Source organism: Streptomyces sp. A012304, from assembly GCF_026008495.1.
GTDB lineage: Bacteria > Actinomycetota > Actinomycetes > Streptomycetales > Streptomycetaceae > Streptomyces.
Window position 1 is genome coordinate 2,866 of the sequence record NZ_BQUN01000176.1, and the last position, 15,553, is coordinate 18,418.

14 protein-coding genes are annotated in these 15,553 nt (G+C 70.5%); 10 read left to right on the forward strand and 4 right to left on the reverse strand.

Annotated features, from left to right (window positions below; genetic code table 11):
• Positions 1-76: 76 nt before the first annotated feature.
• The 3 genes from ALMP_RS35655 to ALMP_RS35665 all read right to left on the reverse strand — a co-directional run bounded on the left by ALMP_RS35655 (position 77) and on the right by ALMP_RS35665 (position 3,944).
• The gene (locus ALMP_RS35655) at positions 77-922 is read right to left on the reverse strand and encodes an RNA polymerase sigma factor SigF (protein ID WP_264935915.1); all 846 of its coding nucleotides are present in this window, start codon (positions 920-922) and stop codon (positions 77-79) included.
• Between the two features lie 100 nt (positions 923-1,022).
• Entirely contained in the window at positions 1,023-2,510 is a 1,488-nt protein-coding gene (locus ALMP_RS35660) for an MFS transporter (RefSeq protein WP_264935948.1), read from the reverse strand.
• Between the two features lie 381 nt (positions 2,511-2,891).
• Positions 2,892-3,944, reverse strand: coding sequence for a LacI family DNA-binding transcriptional regulator (locus ALMP_RS35665; protein WP_264935916.1), 1,053 nt, complete (start codon positions 3,942-3,944; stop codon positions 2,892-2,894).
• A gap of 90 nt (positions 3,945-4,034) precedes the next feature.
• Between ALMP_RS35665 and ALMP_RS35670 the strand changes: the two genes are divergently transcribed.
• The gene (locus ALMP_RS35670; protein WP_264935949.1) at positions 4,035-4,838 is read left to right on the forward strand and encodes an amidohydrolase; all 804 of its coding nucleotides are present in this window, start codon (positions 4,035-4,037) and stop codon (positions 4,836-4,838) included.
• Between the two features lie 302 nt (positions 4,839-5,140).
• On the opposite strand, the gene ALMP_RS35675 is transcribed toward ALMP_RS35670, so the two are convergent.
• Complete coding sequence (locus ALMP_RS35675) at positions 5,141-5,554, reverse strand: hypothetical protein (protein WP_264935917.1); 414 nt, start codon at positions 5,552-5,554, stop codon at positions 5,141-5,143.
• Positions 5,555-5,691: 137 nt separating this feature from the next.
• Between ALMP_RS35675 and ALMP_RS35680 the strand changes: the two genes are divergently transcribed.
• From ALMP_RS35680 to ALMP_RS35720, 9 genes are all read left to right on the forward strand, one after another.
• Entirely contained in the window at positions 5,692-6,267 is a 576-nt protein-coding gene (locus tag ALMP_RS35680) for a MarR family winged helix-turn-helix transcriptional regulator (protein WP_264935918.1), read from the forward strand.
• 220 nt (positions 6,268-6,487) lie between these two features.
• Positions 6,488-7,957, forward strand: coding sequence for an aldehyde dehydrogenase (locus tag ALMP_RS35685; protein ID WP_264935919.1), 1,470 nt, complete (start codon positions 6,488-6,490; stop codon positions 7,955-7,957).
• Complete coding sequence (locus ALMP_RS35690) at positions 7,950-8,843, forward strand: 3,4-dihydroxyphenylacetate 2,3-dioxygenase (RefSeq protein WP_264935920.1); 894 nt, start codon at positions 7,950-7,952, stop codon at positions 8,841-8,843. Before ALMP_RS35685 ends, ALMP_RS35690 begins: the two co-directional genes overlap by 8 nt.
• Before the next feature lie 60 nt (positions 8,844-8,903).
• Positions 8,904-9,749: a fumarylacetoacetate hydrolase family protein gene (locus ALMP_RS35695; protein ID WP_264935921.1), complete on the forward strand. Its 846-nt coding sequence runs from the start codon at positions 8,904-8,906 to the stop codon at positions 9,747-9,749.
• 41 nt (positions 9,750-9,790) lie between these two features.
• Positions 9,791-11,155: an aminotransferase class I/II-fold pyridoxal phosphate-dependent enzyme gene (locus ALMP_RS35700; RefSeq protein ID WP_264935922.1), complete on the forward strand. Its 1,365-nt coding sequence runs from the start codon at positions 9,791-9,793 to the stop codon at positions 11,153-11,155.
• Positions 11,156-11,339: 184 nt separating this feature from the next.
• The gene (locus ALMP_RS35705; RefSeq protein ID WP_264935923.1) at positions 11,340-12,146 is read left to right on the forward strand and encodes an acetoacetate decarboxylase family protein; all 807 of its coding nucleotides are present in this window, start codon (positions 11,340-11,342) and stop codon (positions 12,144-12,146) included.
• Positions 12,147-12,166: 20 nt separating this feature from the next.
• Positions 12,167-13,657 (forward strand): aldehyde dehydrogenase, encoded by a 1,491-nt coding sequence (locus tag ALMP_RS35710; protein ID WP_264935924.1) that lies wholly within the window; start codon positions 12,167-12,169, stop codon positions 13,655-13,657.
• Positions 13,654-14,361: a gamma-glutamyl-gamma-aminobutyrate hydrolase family protein gene (locus ALMP_RS35715; protein WP_264935925.1), complete on the forward strand. Its 708-nt coding sequence runs from the start codon at positions 13,654-13,656 to the stop codon at positions 14,359-14,361. Before ALMP_RS35710 ends, ALMP_RS35715 begins: the two co-directional genes overlap by 4 nt.
• Before the next feature lie 306 nt (positions 14,362-14,667).
• Positions 14,668-15,552, forward strand: coding sequence for a YncE family protein (locus tag ALMP_RS35720; RefSeq protein ID WP_264935926.1), 885 nt, complete (start codon positions 14,668-14,670; stop codon positions 15,550-15,552).
• Position 15,553 lies beyond the last annotated feature (1 nt).

Below are 15,553 nucleotides of genomic sequence, written 5' to 3' on the forward strand. Positions count from 1 at the left end.
GCGTGGCCACCGCGGTGCCGCGTCCGTCCTCGTCGGCGAGTGCGGAGCAGGCGTGGGCAGTGGCTCTGGCGGGTGGTCAGCCGGTGCTGAGCAGGCCCTCGCGCAGTCGGGCCAGCGTCCGTGACAGCAGGCGCGAGACGTGCATCTGGGAGACACCGAGCCGTTCGCCGATCTCGGCCTGGGTGAGTTCCTCGACGAACCGCCAGTGCAGGATCTTGCGGGAGCGCTCGTCGAGGTCGGCGATCATCGGCGCGAGGGCGTGGAAGTCCTCCACCAGCTCCAGCGCGCCGTCCTCGTCGCCGATGAAGTCGGCCAGGGCGGCCTCGCCGTCTTCGCCGGCGCCGATGGCGGCGTCCAGGGAGGCGGAACGGTAGCCGTTGGACGCCAGCCGCGCCTCGACGACCTCCTCCTCGGGCAGGTTCATCAGCTGGGACAGCTCCGCGACGGTGGGCATGCGGCCCAGGCGGCTGCTCAGTTCCTCGGTGGCCCGCGCCAACTGCACACGGGCCTCCTGTAGACGGCGCGGCACGTGCACGGCCCACGTGGTGTCCCGGAAGAACCGCTTGATCTCACCCACGATGTAGGGGATCGAGAAGGAGGTGAACTCCACCTCACGGGAGAGTTCGAAGCGGTCGATGGCCTTGATCAGACCGATCACGCCGACCTGGACGATGTCCTCCCGCTCCTCCGGGTCCCGGCCGCGGAAGCGGGAGGCCGCGTAGCGGACCAGGGAGATGTTCATCTCGATCAGCGTGTTGCGCGCGTACTGGTGCTCGGGGGTCCCTTCCTCGAGCACGCTCAGCTGCTGGAAGAACAGCCGGGTCAGTTCCCGCGCGTCCTTCGGGGCGATCCGCGCGGGGTCCGCGACCTCGGGCAGTCCGGCGCGGTGCGCCTGCGTCGTCGCTGCTGTCGCGGTGGTCATGGGTCCCTCCCCGGTCGGCCGTCTTCCTCGCCCGGCTCGCGTACCCCGCCGTCGCGCCTTCATGCCCGTCGGCTGCCATGTCCTGTCGGCGGGCGGGTGATCAGCGGGGTGCCCGCGCGGCGTCGTAGAGCTGCCGGGAGGCGGTGATCAGTTCCCGCCTTTCCGTCGGCGAACCCACCATCGGCCGGGAGCCGTTGAGGGGTACCTGGGCGGTCTCCGGCAGGAACCTGACGGTCAGCAGGCCGATGGCGCCGGCCACCATCAGGTGGTAGGCGGGCACCAGGTCGTCGCCGGTGAGGCGCACCAGCGCCTCCGTCACCAGCGGGGTGGTGCCTCCGAACGCGGCGACGGCGACGTTGAAGCCGATGCCCATGGCGGCGTAGCGGACGGCGGTCGGGAAGAGGGCGGGCAGGGTGGCGGCGCTCGGCGCGGCGAAGCAGGCCAGCAGCGTGGACAGGATCAGCACACCGAGGACCGGTGGCCAGGTCCCGTGCGCCTTGAGCAACAGGAAGGACGGCACGGCGAGGACGATCATCGCGGCGGCCGCGACCCCGTAGAGCGGCCGCCGGCCGACGCGGTCGCTGAGCCGCCCGAGGAGGGTGATCAGCACGACGATCCAGACCATGCCGACGAGGAGCAGGAGGTCGGCGAAGCCGCTGGAGCGGCCGAGGTTCTCGGTCTGGTACGTGGGGAGGAACCCGGTGACCATGTAGTTGGTGACGTTGTAGAGCAGCACCAGGCCCATGCAGACCAGCAGCGGCCGCCAGTGCCGTTCGAGGATCGTCCGGAACTCGCTGCCCGCCGACGCCTGCGCGAGGCTGTGCTCATGGGCGTCGAGTTGGTGCTGGAAGGCGGGCGACTCCTCCAGCCGCAGCCGCAGGTACAGGCCGATCAGACCGAGCGGGCCGGCGATCAGGAACGGCACGCGCCAGCCCCAGGAGAGCATCTGGGCGTCGGTGAGCGCGAGGTTCAGGAGCGTGACGAGAGCGGACCCCAGCGCGTAACCGACGAAGGTGCCGAAGTCGAGCCAGCTGGAGAGGAAGCCCCGGCGGCGGTCGGGTGAGTACTCGGCGACGAAGGTGGTGGCGCCGCCGTACTCGCCGCCGGTGGAGAAGCCCTGGACCATGCGGGCGAGCAGCAGCAGGATCGGGGCGGCGATGCCGATCGTGCCGTAGCCGGGGATGAGGCCGATGGCGAAGGTGCCGACCGCCATCATGATCATGGTGGTGGCGAGGACCTTCTGCCGGCCGATGCGGTCGCCGAGGGGGCCGAAGACGAGGCCGCCGAGCGGGCGCACCACGAACGCCGCGGCGAACGTCGCGAAGGACGAGATGACCTGGGCGGCGGGGGACGCGCCGGGGAAGAACACCTTGCCGATGGTGGCGGCGAGATAGCTGTAGACCCCGAAGTCGAACCACTCCATGCAGTTGCCGAGCGCCGAGGCTCCCACCGCCCGCTTGAGCAGCGGCGCCTCGACGACCTGCACATCGTCCTCCCGGAAGGCACCCCTGTTGCGGCGGAGCCTGCGGGCCAGGTCCTCACGCACCTGCTCGGGCAGGTCCTCCACCGGGTTGCGTGGATCGGGCATGACACCGGCCACAGCGTTACCTCAATACCTTTCACACGATGAGCACTCTGTGGGCGTTTCGGGGGGTATCGAGGAGTATCTCCCCTACCGCGCCCTCTGTGGCTGCTGCCCGCGTGTGTGCCTTTCACTCCCGCGAACGGAAAAACGGAGGCAGGCAGACCGGGTGAGGAGGCGTCAGGCCGGCCGGACGCGGATCCGGTCGGAGGCCTGGAGTAACGGTGATCACCAACGGCTTTGGGGTCGGCTCCGTGTGCCGGTAGGCGCAGGGGGCAGACGTCCGGTATGCCACGAACGGCCAACGGCACGCCAGGTCCGAGGGTCGGCAGATGACGAAACGGTCCAGCGAGGTCATGCTCCGCCGATGTGTTCGGGGCCCTGCCGTCATGGTGTGCCGTTTCTCCGCCGTGTCGGGTGCCGTGTGGACCGGCGGGGGATCAGCGTCGGCTGCACGAGTCGTCGCCGGTCCACGCTGCTGCGGGCGTTGATGAGAGCGATCAGCAGGTCGACCGCTTCGGTGCCCACCCGGTCGGGGCGGAGGCTGAGGGTGGTGACGGGCGGGGTCGTCATCGCGTACTCCGGATCTTCACTGATGCACGCCACCAGCAGATCCCGCGGTACCCGAAGCCCGTGGTGGCGTGCGGCGGCGAGGATGTTGTGGCCGGAGTCGGAGTAGACACCGATGACGGCGTCCGGTTGTGGATCGCCTTTGAGGAGCCGGCCGACCGCGTCCTGTTCGGCCGCGAAGTAGTCGGGCAGCAGGTCGTACTCTTCGACGAGGGCGGGCAGGTGGCGTCCGTCGCACCAGGACCGGTAGGCGTGTGCGATCAGGTGCGGGTACGCGTCGTCGTGAACGGGCAGGCAGAGCGCGATCCGCCGGGCGCCGGACTCCACGAGGTGGTCGAGCAGGAGGCGCAGGCCCGCTTCGTAGTCGGTGTCGATCCACGTGTCGTACCAGTGCGGCTGGGGCGGCCGGCCGTCGCAGACCATGGGGATGCCCCGCTCGCGCAGGAGGGAACACACCGGGTCGTCGGCGCGCGGATCGACGTGGATGACGCCGTCCATCGGCGTGTTGAGCCACATCAGCGGTGACAGGGAGCTCGGCATCACTGTGAGCAGGTAGCCGCGTTCGTGCGCCGCGCCCATGGCGCTCAGCGTCAGCTGCGCGTAGTAGGGGATCTCGGTGTACGGGACGGGAAGGTCGCCGTACGTCGTCATGGTCAGGCCGAGCACTCCGGTGCCGCCGCGGGCCAGGGCCCGGGCCGTGCTGACCTGGGCGTAACCGAGTTCACGTGCCGCAGCGAGCACACGCTGCCTGGTCGCATCGGACATCCGTCCGGTGCCGTTGAGCGCGTTGGAGACCGTGGCCGTGGACACCCCGGCCCGTGCGGCGACTGCGCCGAGTGTGGGACGCCGCCAGACACGCGAGCTCGTCATCTGTACCTCAACAGCCCTGCGGCGGCTTGTGGTTACGACATTAAGCACACACCGTACCGGGCGTCGGCGGCCGGTGCGGCCGTCCCGTACCTGGACGCCCAGGGCAGGCCGACCGACAACCGTGGCCCCCTCCACGTCAGCGACCGCGACTACCGGGCCCTGGTCCGCCGCCTGGACGCGGACGGCTGGCAGATGCACGCCCACGCCATCGGCGACCGCGCCGTACGCACGGCCCTCAGCGCCTACGAGGCCGTCGCCCACCCCGGTCACCGCAGCCGACGGCACACCATCACCCACCTCCAACTGGTGCACCCCGACGACTACCGGCGCTTCGCCCGCGCCCAAGTGGTGGCCAGCATGCAGTTGCAGTGGGCACTGCCCTCCTCCTTCACCAACGACGCGCTGAAGCCCTACATCGGGCCCGAGCGCTACGCACGCCTGTACCCGGCTCGCAGCCTGGCCAAGGCAGGCGCCATGCTGGCCGGCGGCTCGGACTGGCCGGTCGACCCGCTGCTTCCCTTCACCCAGATCGCCACCGCGATCGACCGCAGCAACCCCGAGGAAAACCAGCCGCCCCTCAACGCCCGTGAAGGACTGACCCGCACCCAGTCGCTGGCCATGCACACCGCAGGCGCGGCGCACCAACTGCACGACGGGAACTCGGGAACCGTCCGTCCGGGCAAGCGGGCGGATCTGATCGTCCTCGACCGGGACATCACCAAGGTGCCCGTGAAGGACATCCGCGCCACCAAGGTCCGGTACACCCTGATCTCCGGACGGGTGGTCCACGACGCGGACTCCCGGACGGGACGGACCCGAGCCGAAGCGGCGCAGCACATCGGCGCGCAGGGCGCCGGCCGGACATCGGGTGGTTCCTGCTGCCAAGGGCACTGACCTCCAGAGCACGACGCGCCCCGGATCCCCCAAGCAGGGGCCGGGGCGCGGTCGGGAGGGCCTGAGAGGTCGTTCTCGCCCGTTGTTTCATCCCGGAATCTGCTGGATCTGCGACGGCATCGTTCATGTGCTCGGTCCTGGTCGCTCAGTCCGCCGCTGCCCGGGAGAGGTTCGGAGGGCCGTGATGAGTCCGTGCGTGCATCCTCGCCCGCTGCGGCGTGGAGGACCTGGTGGGCGGGTTGCGGCAACCGGAAGGATCGCTTCATCGAACCGGTTCGCTGGAACCTGGCAGCGACGAAAGCTCACGGCCCGCCGCCGAACTCCCGGTTGCCGCCGCTGACGTCCAGGCCGAGCGCGTACAGGGCGCGGGCGGTGCGCAGGAGGTGTCCGTCCGGGTCGGCCTTGCGGCCGGTGGTGTAGACGTTGCCCGGGGCGGGGGCGTAGCGCCGCCACCCGGTGGGCGCGTCGGCGTCCGGCTCGAGCAGGACGTATTCGAGTTCCGGGCCCACGATCGCCGTCAGGTCCGCGTCTTTCAGGCGGGTGAGGACCTGGCGCAGCAGGTCCCTGGGCGATTCGGGCACGCTCCGGCCGGTGGCCGGGTCCAGGACGTCGCCGATGCACCAGGCCACGTTCGGCTCCCAGGGCAGCGGGACGACGGTGTCCAGGTCCGGGCGCACCAGGATGTCCGGCATGCCCGCTTCCAGGCCGCCGGCCATGTCGGAGTGATCACCCAGGGCGCCGGTGTGGTAGACGGCGCGACTGAAGGCCCCTGGGCCCAGTGGCTGCGGGATACATTTGGCTGCAAACGAACATGTCGGCGACTCAGCGCCGCCCCCACTCGAAGGAGCAGCCTGTGCCCGGGTCCCGCCGATCCATCACCGAGACCGAGCAGGCCATGCAGCAGCGGCTCGGCGGCCTGACGCTGCAGCGCGAGGCCATGGCGGCCGTAGGCAACATCCACCGGGCCGCCGCGGCCGTCCGCCAGCATCTGGAGAACTCGGTGCTGCGCCCGCACGAGCTCACGTGGACCAGCTTCGTCGTGCTGTGGGTGCTCTGGATCTGGGGCGAGGCGGAGACCTGGTCGGTCGCTGAGGAGGCGGGCATCTCCAAGGGCACCCTGACCGGCATCTCCCGCACCCTCGAGTCACGCGGCCTCGTGACCCGCTCACCCCACCCCGAGGACCGCCGCCGGGTCCTGCTCTCCCTGACCCCCGAAGGGGAGAAGCTCATGGAGGAGCTGTTCCCGGCCTTCAACGCCGAGGAGGCGTTCGTCTCCGCCCCTCTCAGCCCCAACCAGTGCCTCCAGCTCGCCGACAGCCTGCGCGCCATCGTCAGCCGGCTCGAGGAGCACGGCGAGCAGCGCCGGCGGGAGCTGCTCGCCGGCGAGGACCTGGCCCCGCGACGCTCGGGTCGCCGCCCGCGCCCGTAGTCGCGCCGCCGGGGCTCCGACTGTCCCTGATGCGCCCCTCCCCTCCGGGGCTCGCACCCGTCGCCGGAGTTGCGTGTGCGCCCTCCCGGCCTGCCGGCCCCCTGTCACGACCGGGTGATCCCCACCCGTAACGTTTGGGGCCAAATAAAATCCCGACAACCCTTGACACCCCGGCGACCCGCGCTGTTTATTTGGGGCCAAACGAAATGGAGGTGGGGACATGACCCGCGAGCCCCAAGCCGCTGTGATCGCCGGGGTGACCGTTGACACCCGGCACTGGATCGGAGGCGAGCGTGTCGCCTCGACCGAGACGTTCGCCGACATCTCGCCGATCGACGGCAGCGTTCTGGGTGAGATCTCCCGGGGCACCGCGATGGAGGCCGCGGCCGCGGTGGCCGCCGCGAAGGCCGCGTTCCCCGGCTGGGCCGCCACCTCGCGCGCCGAGCGCGCCCGGATCCTGCACGCGATCGCCGATGGCGTGGAGAAGCGGCTGGAAGACCTGGCGACAGTCGAGACGTGCGACAACGGTGCCCTGCTCCGCTCCCACCGCCGCGGTGTCATGCCCCGCGTCGCGCACAACTTCCGCTTCTTCGCCGACTGGCTGCTGAAGCTGGATCACGAGGACTTCGAGACGCGCGGTCACTCCAACCACGTCAGCTGGGACCCGGCGGGCCCCTGCGTGCTGATCACTCCGTGGAACGCCCCGCTGATGCTGGCCACCTGGAAGGTCGCCCCGGCCCTCGCCGCAGGCAACACGGTGATCCTCAAGCCCGCTGAGTGGTCCCCGCTGACCGCCTCGCTGCTGGCGGACATCGCCGCCGAGGCCGGTCTCCCCGCCGGGGTACTGAATGTCGTGCAGGGCTACGGCTCCGAGATCGGTGACGCGCTGACCTCGCACCCCGACGTACGGCGCATCAGCTTCACCGGCTCCGTGCCCACGGCCAAGCGGATCTCGGCCTCGGCCGCCGCCCATCTGACCCCGCTCAGCCTCGAACTGGGCGGCAAGTCACCGCTGCTGGTGTTCGCCGACGCCGACCTGGACCTTGCCGTCAACCTCGCCGTGGAGCAGTACGACAACGCCGGGCAGGTGTGCCTGGCGGGCACTCGGCTGCTGGTCGAGGAGTCGATCGTCGAGGAGTTCACGCGCCGCTTTGTGGAGAAGGCGAGCGCGCTGAAGCAGGGTGACCCGCGTGACGAGGCCACCGACATCGGCCCCAACATCCACCCCCGCCAGTTGGAGAAGATCGACGGCTTCGTGCAGCGGGCGCTCGCCGCCGGGGCCCGCGCGGTCATCGGCGGCCACCGCAAGGACCGCCAGTACTACGAACCGACCCTGCTCACGGACGTCGCCCAGGACTCGGAGATCGTGCAGGAGGAAGTCTTCGGACCGGTCCTGACCCTGCAAACCTTCACCACCGAGGAGGACGCCGTCCGCCTCGCCAACGACACCCGCTTCGGGCTGGCCGCCACCATCACCACCGGTGACCCGGAGCGCGCCGAACGCGTCAGCGCACAGCTCGTCGCGGGGACCGTCTGGATCAACTGCTTCTTCGTCCGCGACCTTCAGGCCCCGTTCGGTGGTTCCCGGCAGTCCGGGGTCGGCCGGGAGGGCGGCACCTGGAGCTTCGACTTCTACTGCGACGTGAAGAACACCGTCACCGCCCCGAACGGATGGAAGAACCATGGGTGAGATCGTCGGGGCGGGCCTGCTCGCCCACGTCCCCACCATCGTGCTCCCCGAGGCCGACCGGCTGGCGCTGAACGAGGGCAAGGAGATCACCCTCGTCACCGGCCTGGAACAGCTCCGCCGGGACGTCTTCGAACGCGATGCCGCCAACGAATACGACACCGTCGTCGTCCTCGACTCCCACTGGGCCACCACCGTGGAGTTCGTGGTGACAGCGCAGGACCGGCGGGCGGGCCTTTTCACCTCCGAGGAGCTGCCGCGCGGCATGTGCCGGATGCCGTACGACTTCCCCGGAGACCCCGAGCTCGCCCACAACATCGCCTCGTTCGCCGACAAGCACGGCACCTGGATCACCGCGATCGACGACGAGTACCTGCCGATCTACTACGCCACCGTCAACCTGTGGAAGTTCCTCGGCGAGGGCCTGCCCGACAAGCGGTGGGTGACCATCGGCGTCTGCCAGACCGGCGACATGGAGGACCACCTCCGCCTCGGCCGCGCACTCGCGGACGGGATCGCCGCCACACCCGGTCGCCGTGTGCTGCTGATCGCCTCCGGCGCCCTGTCACACACCTTCTGGCCGCTGCGCGAGATCCGTGACCACGAGGCCAGCGACCCCGCCCACATCTTCACCCCCGAGGCCCGCGCGGCCGACGAGGAACGGATCGCCTGGTTCAAGGAGGGCCGCCACGACAAGGTCCTCGACACCATGGACGAGTTCTGGAAGTACAAGCCGGAAGCGAAGTTCTTCCACTACCTGATGATGGCCGGCGCCCTCGGCGAGCAAGCCTGTGTCGCCAAGGCCCGCCAGTACGGCGAGTACGAGAACTCCGTCGGCACCGGCCAGGTCCATCTCTGGTTCGACCGCCCGGCCGACGGCTGGACCTGAACCGGCTTGCCGGCCTCCCTGTCCCCCGCTCTTCGCACAGCCGCATCTAGGAGTCCCACCATGCCCGAGTATCGCCGCATCCTGCTCGACGGTGCTGCCGTCCAGGTCACCGTCGACGGCGACGAACTGGTCGCCGGGGACGGCCGCCGTGTCAAGACCGAGGACGCCCAGCATCTGCCGCCGGTCGTCCCGTCCAAGGTGATCGCCGTCCACCTCAACCACCGCAGCCGCGTGGACGAGTTCGGGATCGATCTTCCGGCCACCCCCACCTACTTCCACAAGCCGACCTCGTCCCTCAACTCCCACAAGGGTGCGATCGTCCGTCCCGAGGGCTGCAAGTGGCTCAACTACGAGGGCGAGGTCGCCATCGTCATCGGCAGGACGGCCCGCAACATCTCCCCGGCCGAGGCCGGCGACTACATCGCCGGCTACACCGTCGCCAACGACTACGGCCTGCACGACTTCCGCGACACCGACGCCGGCTCCATGCTCCGGGTGAAGGGCTCCGACACCCTCTGCCCACTCGGCCCTGGCCTGGTCACCGACTGGGACTTCCACGGCAAGGCGCTGCGCACGTACGTCAACGGCGAGGTCGTCCAGGACGGCTCGACGGACGAGATGCAGTGGGACATGCACTACCTCGTCGCCGACATCGCACGTACCATCACCCTCCACCCGGGAGATGTCCTGCTCTCCGGCACCCCTGCCAACTCGCGCCCCGTCCGGCCCGGCGACGTCGTCGAGGTCGAGGTCGAGGGTCTCGGCCGCCTCACCAACCACATCGTCACCGGCCCGACGGCCATCCGCAGCGACGTCGGTGCCCAGCCCACAGAGTCCGAGGAAGTGCTGTCCACCGCCCTCGGCGGCGACTGGGAGTTCCGCGGCATCCGCCCGCCCAAGCGCTGAGCCCGAACCACCGACACGCGAGATCACAGAGGAGTGACGAGATGGATCTGAACAAGTGGCTGGCCGAGGCGGTCGCGTCGAACGCCGAGTGGGCGAAGACCTTCGGCCCCTTCGACCCGCACCCGGCGCTGGCCGTCGACGACGACCGGTTCGCCGCCGCGTTCGACGTCTTCACCGAGCGGCTGAAGGACAACTATCCCTTCTTCCATCCCCGCTACGCCGGCCAGATGCTCAAGCCGCCGCACCCGGCAGCCGTGGTCGGCTACCTGACCGCGATGCTGATCAACCCCAACAACCACGCCCTGGACGGCGGGCCGGCCACCGCCGCGATGGAGCGTGAGGTGGTCCAGCAGCTCGCCACGATGTTCGGCTACGACGCCCACCTGGGGCACCTGACCACCAGCGGGACCATCGCCAACCTCGAAGCCCTCTTCGTGGCCCGTGAACTGCACCCTGGTAAGGGGATCGCTTACAGCACCGAGGCGCACTACACGCACGGCCGGATGTGCGGCGTTCTCGGGATGGAGGGCTTCCCCGTCCCCACCGACGACCTCGGCCGCATGGACCTCGACGCGCTGGAGGAGCTGCTGCGCGGCGGGCGGGTCGGCACCGTCGTCCTCACCACCGGCACGACTGGGCTCGGTGCGATCGAGCCGGTCCACGAGGCGCTGGCGCTGCGTGAGCGGTACGGCGTGCGGATCCACGTCGACGCCGCCTACGGCGGATTCTTCACCCTGCTGGCCGGCGTGGACGGTCCCGAGGGACTGCCGGCCGAACCCTGGCAGGCGGTCTCCCAGGCCGATTCGATCGTGGTGGACCCGCACAAGCACGGTCTGCAGCCCTACGGCTGCGGAGCGGTCCTCTTCCGCGATCCCACCGTCGGCCGGTTCTACCTGCACGACTCGCCGTACACGTACTTCACCTCCGATGAACTGCATCTGGGCGAGATCAGCCTGGAGTGCTCCCGGGCGGGCGCGGCGGCCGCCGCGCTGTGGCTCACCTTCCAGCTGCTGCCGCCCACCCGCGAAGGGCTGGGCCAGGTGCTGGCGGCCGGCCGGCGCGCGGCGCTGCGCTGGGCGGACCTGATCGAGGACTCCGAGCACCTGGAGCTCTACCAGCCCCCGCAGCTCGACATCGTCAGCTACTTCCCGGTCACCGCCGGCCGCACCCTGTCGGAGATCGACGCGGTCAGCAACCGCATCCTGCAGGAAGGGATGACCGACAGCCAGGACCCGGTCTTCCTCAGCACCCTCCGGGTCGGCGCCGAACGCTTCACCGCCCGCCACCCGAAGATCACCGCGGACACCGACGGCGCGCGGATCCTGCGCAGCGTGCTGATGAAGCCCGAATCCGAGACCTACGTCGAGCACCTGCACCAGCGGCTGGAACAGCTCGCCCGCTCGTGACCCCAGTGCTACCGGTTCTCCGTATCCCGCTCCGGCGACAATCCGGAAGCCGGGCATCCGACCCGGATCTCAGGGGACGGCGCACCTCTCTGCGCCTTTTTCATCCCGCTTTCTCCCCAGCCGCCGCGCCTGCCGCCTCTGCCGCCGGTGGCGTGCCCTGCTGATCGCTCTGGAGCGTGACGACATGACCAGTGTCCGTGGCTACTTCCACCCCAAGACGGCGACGGGCGCCTCGTCGCTGATCCCCTGCCCGCCGTGGCGCTACTCCGGCGACCTGCTCACCGTCGAGTACCGCACCGACCCGGCCCGGGTACGCGAACTGCTGCCCCAGCCGCTGGAACTCGCCGACGAGGACCCCGGCGCGGTGGCGCTGATCTGGGCCGACTGGCAGTCCTGCTCCGCCTCCGGTGACGAACTGCTGGACCCGGTGCTCTCCCAGTACAAGGAGGCGTTCGCCGTGGTCCGCTGCAAGTACAAGGGCCAGACCTACACCCGCTGTGTCTACATCTGGGTCGACAAGGACTTCGCCATCGCCCGCGGCCTGCACCAGGGCTACCCGAAGAAGCTCGGCTCCATCCACCAGACCCGCCCGCACCCCTACGGGCCGGCGCCCCGGATCGAGGCCGGGGCCCGGTTCGGCGCCACCCTCGCCGCCGCCGACCGGCGCCTGGCCCAGGCCGTGGTGACCCTGCGCGAGCCGGCGGAGACGAACGGGTTCGTCAACGCCCACCCGATGGCCCACCACCGCTGGCTGCCGTCCATCGAGAAGGGCAAGGGGCTCGCCCTGGACGAGCTGATCGAGACCGGAGCCGCCTCCTTCGAAGGCGGGCAGCCCTGGGTCGGCGACGCCGAACTGGAGCTGTTCCAAGCGCCCACGGAGGAGTTGGCCCGCCTGGAGATCCGCGAGCCGATCGCCGCGTACTACCGCCAGGTCGGCGTGTTGTGGGACGGCGGGCGGCTGCTGGAGTCCGGCACCTCCGGCGCCGAGTGACGGGTCATCCGGAGACACCCATGCGCAATGTCACCCATGAGGAAGTGCTGTCCTGGGCCAAGGCAATCGCCCTGCCCACCCAGCACCACATCGACGGCCGGACCGAAAGCGGCAGCGGCGCAACGTTCGCCGTCGTCGGGCCCCGCGATGGTCAGGTCCTCACCCACGTCGCCGACGCGGGTGAGGCCGAGGTCGATCTCGCGGTCGCGGCCGCCCGCCGCGCCTTCGACTCCGGCCCCTGGCCACGCCTGGCCCCCGCCGAACGCGGCCGGATCCTGCTCCGCATCGCCGAACTCCTCGAAGAGCGACGCGAGGAACTGGCGCTCACGATCAGCCTGGAGATGGGCAAGCCCATCACCGACGCGTACGACATCGAACTGCGCGCCGTCATCAACACGTTCCGCTGGTACGGGCAACTCGCCGACAAGCTCACCGACGAGTCCCCGCACACCGCCCCCGACGCCCTCGCCCTCGTCACCCGCGAACCCGCCGGGGTCGTCGGTGCGGTCGTACCGTGGAACTTCCCGCTGACCCTGGCCGGCTGGAAAGTCGCCCCGGCCCTCGCCGCGGGCTGCACCGTCGTACTCAAGCCGTCCGAGTCGTCACCCCTGTCCGCCCTGCTGCTCGGCCGGGTCGCCACCGAGGCCGGCCTGCCCCCGGGCGTCCTCAACGTCGTCACCGGCGACGGCCCGACCGCCGGCCGGGCGATCGGCCTCCACCCGGACGTCGACGTCCTCGCCTTCACCGGTTCCACCGCCGTCGGCCGCCACTTCCTGCGCTACGCGGCCGACTCCAACCTCAAGCGCGTCTGGCTGGAACTGGGCGGCAAGTCGCCGAACATCGTCCTCCCCGACGCCCCCGACCTGGAGAAGGCCGCCGCCACCGCGGCCTGGGGCATCTTCTTCAACCAGGGCGAGATGTGCACCGCCCCCTCGCGGCTCCTCGTGCACTCCTCGATCGCCGAGCAGGTCACCGAGGCCGTCGTCCGGCGGGCGCGGGAACTGAAGGTAGGCGACCCCCTCGACCCGGCGACCGAGATGGGCGCCCTGGTCTCGGAAGCACACCTGGACCGCGTCCTCGACCACATCGCCACCGGCCGGGCGGAGGGCGCCCGACTGCGCATCGGCGGCGAGCGCACCCGGACCGCCACCGGCGGCAGCTTCCTCCAGCCCACCGTCTTCGACCGCGTGGACCCCGGCATGCGACTGGCCCGCGAGGAGATCTTCGGCCCCGTCCTGTCCGTCCTCACCTTCGACGACCTCGACGAGGCCGTGCGCCTGGCCAACGCCACCGAGTACGGCCTCGCCGCCGGCCTGTGGACCTCCGACCTGTCCACCGCCCACCGGGTCTCCCGCGCCCTGAAGGCCGGAACGGTCTGGGTCAACTGCTACGAGGAGGGCGACCTCACCGTCCCCTTCGGCGGCATGAAGCAGTCCGGCAACGGCCGCGACAAATCCGCCCACGCCCTGGAGAAGTACACCGAACTCAAGACGACCTGGATCCAGCTGTGACCCGCCCCCTGATAGCCATACCGGCCCGCTTCTCCGCCACCACCTCAGCCCTGCGCTACACCGCCGAGGTCAACGCCCGCGCCCTCGTCGAAGCCGTGTGGCGGGCCGGCGGCGAACCGGTGAGCATCCACCCGACCGACCCAGCCGAAGAGGACGTCGCCGCCCGGCTCGCCCGCTTCGACGGTGTCCTGCTGCCCGGCGGCGGAGACCTCGCCCCGCACCGCTACGGTGCCACCGACGCCCACGACACCGTCTACGACGTCGACGACCTCCAGGACGCATTCGACCTGGAAGTCGCCCGCGTGGCCCTGGAGTCGGGGATCCCGATGCTGGCGATCTGCCGCGGCCTGCAGGTCGTCAACGTCGCCCTCGGTGGCAGCCTCCACCAGGACATGGGCGGCCCCGGCCACGAGCACCGTCATCTGCTGCACCCGGTGGCCATCCGCCCAGGAACGCGGACGGCGGGGGCGCTGGGCGCCGACAAAGTCGAAGCATCTTGCTACCACCACCAACGAGTTGACCGCCTTGGCAACGGCCTGACCGCGGCAGCCACAGCCGACGACGGCACCATCGAAGCCCTGGAACTGCCTTCCTCACGAGGCTGGTTCGTGGCGGTGCAGTGGCACCCGGAGGACACCGCGTCCGCAGATCCCTCCCAGCAGAACCTGTTCGGCGCTCTGGTACGTCATGCCGGCTCCGGTTGAGCAGCCCGGCCGGCGCTGCTGCGGCCCGCCACTCAGAACGCCCAACGTCGTTTCACGGCTCAACATGCGTGACTTGACAGGGAAGCCCAGGGCGCCGCTCGCCCACGGCACCGTCAGGTCGCACATTCCCCTAATCTCCATCAAACTGGACATCGGGGTCCTGTGCCGCGTGCATCAGCGACGTTCTGCCATCGACTGTTCCCCGGCGTTCCCCGCGCGGGCAGGGGCGGATCCCGGAATCGACGAACCGGACTCGACGAAGCCTGTGAGCGGCGCGCACCCATCCGACACGAGCGGGGAAGAGATATGGCCACGGAACACGACAGCCGGCGGCTGAGCGGCCGGGTGGTCGACGAACCACTGGAGCGTCTCCTGGACGCGGCACGGCGCAAGGGGCAGCAGTTGCCCGAACCACCGGTCGCCGCCCCGGCGCCCGGGCCGGTCCCGGGAGTCACCCCGATCCCGGTGGGCGAGAGCCCGCACAGTGTGGCGGTGAGCCCGGACGGCAGCCGCCTGTATGTGACGGACTTCAGGGGGAACTCCCTCCATGTGGTCGACCTCGCCCGCCGGGAGGTGGTGGAAACCCTCCCGGTCGGCGAGGGACCCTACGGCGTCGCGGCCAACCCGGACGGGCGGCGCCTGCACGTGGGGCTGCCGGACCCGCAGACGCTGGTGAAGATCGACCTGGTGGACGGCAATGTCCTCAGCAGCGGCTTCAGCCGGTCGCCGTACGGGGTGGCGGTCGCCCCGGACGGGCAGCAGGTGTACCTGGCGCTGGGCCTGGAGGACGCGGTGTGGGTCACCGACCAGTTCGCGAAGGCGGACCTGGGGACGATCACCGGCATCGGTTTCCCGGTCGGCGTGGCGGTGGGCCCCGACGGGGCGCGTCTGTACGTGACCGGCTACTTCTCCGACGTGGTGTCGGTGGTCGACGTCTACCGGCGGGCCGTGGTCGGCACGATCCCGGTCGGCAGGGGACCCTACGGGGTGGCGGTCGCGCGGGACGGGGCGCGCGCGTACGTGGCCCACTTCCCGTTCGGCACGGTGTCGGTGATCGACCTCGGCCGGGGCGAGGTGGTCGACGAGATCCCCGTCGGCGACGGCTCCCGCGGCGTGGCGGTCGGCCCGGGCGGAACACGCCTGTACGTGACCGACTTCTTCGCCGGCACGGTGTCCGTGATCGGCCTGTAGC